The following is a 2,895-nucleotide window of genomic DNA, read 5'->3' as shown; positions in this document are numbered from 1 at the left end:
AACGGACCAGCCTTTCGGCTGGTCCGTTTCCCTATTTTTTGGAAGATTGGATGAAAAGAAGTTTTGTCTCTTGCAAGTATTAAGATACTAGAGAGTTGTTAAGCAAACCAGCATCAATTGTTACAAAAGTCTTAAATCAAATCTGAGGGTCGATTTTTTCTCCGCCCCGGAGCCCGGCAAAAAAATCCGCCAGCACCCGGCGGCAGTCCTCTCCCAGAATGCCGCCCACCAGGGCGGGCCGGTTGGGGAAGCTCTCCATAAACAGGTTGGTCACGCCGCCGCAGGCACCGAAGGCCTCGTCCCGGGCGCCGTACCAAACCCGGCGGATACGGGCATTCAGGATAGCCCCCGCGCACATGGGGCAGGGCTCCAGCGTCACGTACAGTTCGCAGTCATCCAGCCGCCAGGTGCCGAGGTGCTCGTTGGCCTGGGCAATGGCCTCCATCTCCGCATGGGAGGCGGTGGCCTGCTTCTCCTCCCGCCGGTTGCGGCCCCGGCCCACGATTTCCCCGTCCCGGACGATAACGCAGCCCACGGGCACCTCCCCCGCCGCCGCGGCCTCCGCCGCCAGCGCCAGAGCCTGGGCCATGAAGTTCTCCTGTTCTGTTGGCATGTTCCTCCTGCCTCCTTGTATGAAAGCTGGCATATTTGTCCAAACTCCCCGTAAGAATATGGATAGGAGGGACACTGCCATGAAACCTGTTTTTGCCAAGAAAGCCGCCCGCCCCGACCCGGAGCTGCTAACCCTGAAGGCCGAGCTGCTGGAGGCCCAGGGGGACCTGGCCCAGGCCTATCGCCAGTTCGACCAGGCCCTGGACCCGGAGCTGGTGGAGTCCTGCGTCTACCAGATCAGCGCCGTGAAGGCCCGGTGCAACTATCTGATCCGCGCCATCAAGGAGCGGAGTCCCGAGGCGGCGGCCGCCGCCGGGCTGGAGGGGGCGTCCACATGGACCTGAGTCAGAAGATCATCGCCGCCATCCTGGCGGGCTTCTTTCTCGTCGCCCTGATTCGGGTGTTCAGCTCCCCTTTCCGCCTGGCATTGAAGCTGCTGCTGAACACCCTGCTGGGGTTTCTGGCCCTGGGGGCCGTACGGCTGACGGCGGGCCTCACCGGCATCGCCCTGGGGCTGAACCTGTGGAATGCCCTGGTGATCGCCGTTCTGGGCCTGCCGGGATTTGTGCTGCTGCTGTTGGTCCAGTGGGTTTTGTAGCATTACATAATTGTTTTCAGACGCCAGGACAGTTCTTCACCCCGGGCATCAAAATACCAGTCCTTCAGGTGCCAGCCCATGTCCCCGCCTGTAAACCGCCAGATAGTCAGAGACGGCGGGGCGGGGATGGAGACGGACTCCTCCGGGCCATCATCCACCCGCAGCCGGACCTCCGCCAACGTCTCCGACTCGTTCCAGACGGCTAAGCAGACCTCACCGCCGCCGTCCAGGGCCTGGGTGTATACGCCCCGCACCGGGTACGGGCCGTACATCCACACCGGATGCCCATACGCTTCATAGTCCCCATCGACATTCTGACGGAACCGGACGATGTAACGCTCGTCCGGTTTTCTCTCGCCCAAAAACATAGCGAAGCGGTCCGGCCCATCGTCCCCCACCGCCGGCAGTCGGATGGGGCCGGTGCCCCGGTCCGCCATCTCCCAGCGGAGATAGCGAGCGATCTCCCCAGGGCTTCTGCCATAGATCATGGAGGTATATACAACGGCGCAGAGAATCCGCATAAGGCCGGCTGCGCAGAAGATCCAGCGCCCCCAGGCGTTTCGGCGTACAGGGCCTTCCCCCGAAAAATTCAAAATAGAACGCGAGAAATCAGGAGATAATAAGAGGTATCAAGAGAAATTTAGAGATTTATCCCGGTTAAACGAAATCCCCGTTGACATTCCCCCGCCGCCGTGGTATAAATATCCTTGCTCCGATTGTAACCCGGAGCTCTTGATTTGTAAAGCAAAGCAAAGAATTTCAATATACGGAGGAAACACCATGTCCACTTTTATGGCAAACAAGGCCAACATTGAGCGTAAGTGGTACATCCTGGACGCCGCGGGCAAGCCCCTGGGCAAGACCGCTGTCCGGGCTGCCGACCTGCTGCGCGGCAAGACCAAGCCCACTTTCACCCCCAACGCCGACTGCGGTGACTATGTCATCATCATCAACGCCGGCAAGGCTGTGCTGACCGGCAAGAAGGGCACCCAGAAGATGTACCGTACCCACTCCGGCTGGATTGGCGGCCTGAAGGAGACCCCCTACCGCATCCTGATGCAGGAGCAGCCCGAGCTGGCCATGAAGGTGGCTGTCCGCGGTATGCTGCCCAAGAACACCATCGGCAAGGAATCCCTGAAGCGGCTGCACATCTATGCGGACGCCAACTACGAGCAGCAGGCTCAGAAGCCCGTCGCTCTGGACGCGGAATAAGGAGGAGTTTGAAGTATGTATCAGTCCAAGAAGCCCTATCTGTATGGCACTGGTCGCCGGAAGTCCTCTGTGGCCCGCGTCCATCTGTTCCCCAACGGCACCGGCTCCATCACCGTCAACGGCCGGAGCATTGATGAGTATTTCGGTCTGGACACCCTGAAGATGCTGGTCCGTCAGCCTCTGGAGGCCACCGGCAACACCGGCAAGATGGATGTTGTGGCCACTGTCACCGGCGGCGGCGTGTCCGGCCAGGCCGGCGCCCTGCGGCACGGTATCGCCCGCGCCCTGCTGCTGGCCAGCGAGGACAACCGTCCCATCCTGAAGAAGGCCGGTTTCCTGACCCGCGATCCTCGTATGAAGGAGCGTAAGAAGTACGGCCTCAAGGCCGCCCGTCGGGCTCCCCAGTTCTCCAAGCGCTGATTCTTCGATTGCACTTTCAAAAATCCCGCCACAGCAATGTGGCGGGGGTTTTT

General features: G+C 60.6%; 6 protein-coding genes. 4 read left to right on the top strand and 2 right to left on the bottom strand.

The window, feature by feature from the left end:
- Positions 1-136: 136 nt before the first annotated feature.
- Positions 137-613: a nucleoside deaminase gene (locus tag HMPREF1546_RS15560; RefSeq protein WP_021749299.1), complete on the bottom strand. Its 477-nt coding sequence runs from the start codon at positions 611-613 to the stop codon at positions 137-139.
- Between the two features lie 79 nt (positions 614-692).
- On the opposite strand from HMPREF1546_RS15560, the gene HMPREF1546_RS15555 reads away from it, so the two are divergent.
- Together HMPREF1546_RS15555 and HMPREF1546_RS15550 are read left to right on the top strand one after the other, a co-directional pair.
- Entirely contained in the window at positions 693-956 is a 264-nt protein-coding gene (locus HMPREF1546_RS15555; RefSeq protein WP_025544947.1) for a DUF2508 family protein, read from the top strand.
- Positions 947-1,210 carry a pro-sigmaK processing inhibitor BofA family protein gene (locus tag HMPREF1546_RS15550; protein WP_021749301.1) on the top strand — a complete coding sequence of 88 codons (264 nt, stop codon included), beginning with the start codon at positions 947-949 and terminating at the stop codon, positions 1,208-1,210. The genes HMPREF1546_RS15555 and HMPREF1546_RS15550 overlap by 10 nt, the downstream gene beginning before the upstream one ends.
- 2 nt (positions 1,211-1,212) lie before the next feature.
- On the opposite strand, the gene HMPREF1546_RS15545 is transcribed toward HMPREF1546_RS15550, so the two are convergent.
- Positions 1,213-1,731: a hypothetical protein gene (locus tag HMPREF1546_RS15545; RefSeq protein WP_036630354.1), complete on the bottom strand. Its 519-nt coding sequence runs from the start codon at positions 1,729-1,731 to the stop codon at positions 1,213-1,215.
- Between the two features lie 259 nt (positions 1,732-1,990).
- On the opposite strand from HMPREF1546_RS15545, the gene rplM reads away from it, so the two are divergent.
- Positions 1,991-2,422, top strand: a complete 432-nt coding sequence (gene rplM / locus HMPREF1546_RS15540; RefSeq protein WP_036630356.1) for a 50S ribosomal protein L13 — start codon at positions 1,991-1,993, stop codon at positions 2,420-2,422.
- Between the two features lie 15 nt (positions 2,423-2,437).
- Positions 2,438-2,842: a 30S ribosomal protein S9 gene (gene rpsI / locus HMPREF1546_RS15535; RefSeq protein ID WP_021749304.1), complete on the top strand. Its 405-nt coding sequence runs from the start codon at positions 2,438-2,440 to the stop codon at positions 2,840-2,842.
- Positions 2,843-2,895: the final 53 nt, after the last annotated feature.

It is taken from the genome of Oscillibacter sp. KLE 1745 (assembly GCF_000469445.2).
In the GTDB taxonomy this organism is placed as follows: Bacteria; Bacillota; Clostridia; order Oscillospirales; family Oscillospiraceae; genus Oscillibacter; species Oscillibacter welbionis.
This window is presented reverse-complemented; position numbering and strand designations above follow the sequence as displayed.

What these genes read in the sequence shown, in the direction of transcription:
- HMPREF1546_RS15560 (WP_021749299.1), bottom strand. Translation starts at nt 613, where the DNA reads ATGCCAACAGAACAGGAGAACTTCATGGCCCAGGCTCTGGCGCTGGCG.
- HMPREF1546_RS15555 (WP_025544947.1), top strand. Translation starts at nt 693, where the DNA reads ATGAAACCTGTTTTTGCCAAGAAAGCCGCCCGCCCCGACCCGGAGCTG.
- HMPREF1546_RS15550 (WP_021749301.1), top strand. Translation starts at nt 947, where the DNA reads ATGGACCTGAGTCAGAAGATCATCGCCGCCATCCTGGCGGGCTTCTTT.
- HMPREF1546_RS15545 (WP_036630354.1), bottom strand. Translation starts at nt 1,731, where the DNA reads ATGCGGATTCTCTGCGCCGTTGTATATACCTCCATGATCTATGGCAGA.
- rplM (WP_036630356.1), top strand. Translation starts at nt 1,991, where the DNA reads ATGTCCACTTTTATGGCAAACAAGGCCAACATTGAGCGTAAGTGGTAC.
- rpsI (WP_021749304.1), top strand. Translation starts at nt 2,438, where the DNA reads ATGTATCAGTCCAAGAAGCCCTATCTGTATGGCACTGGTCGCCGGAAG.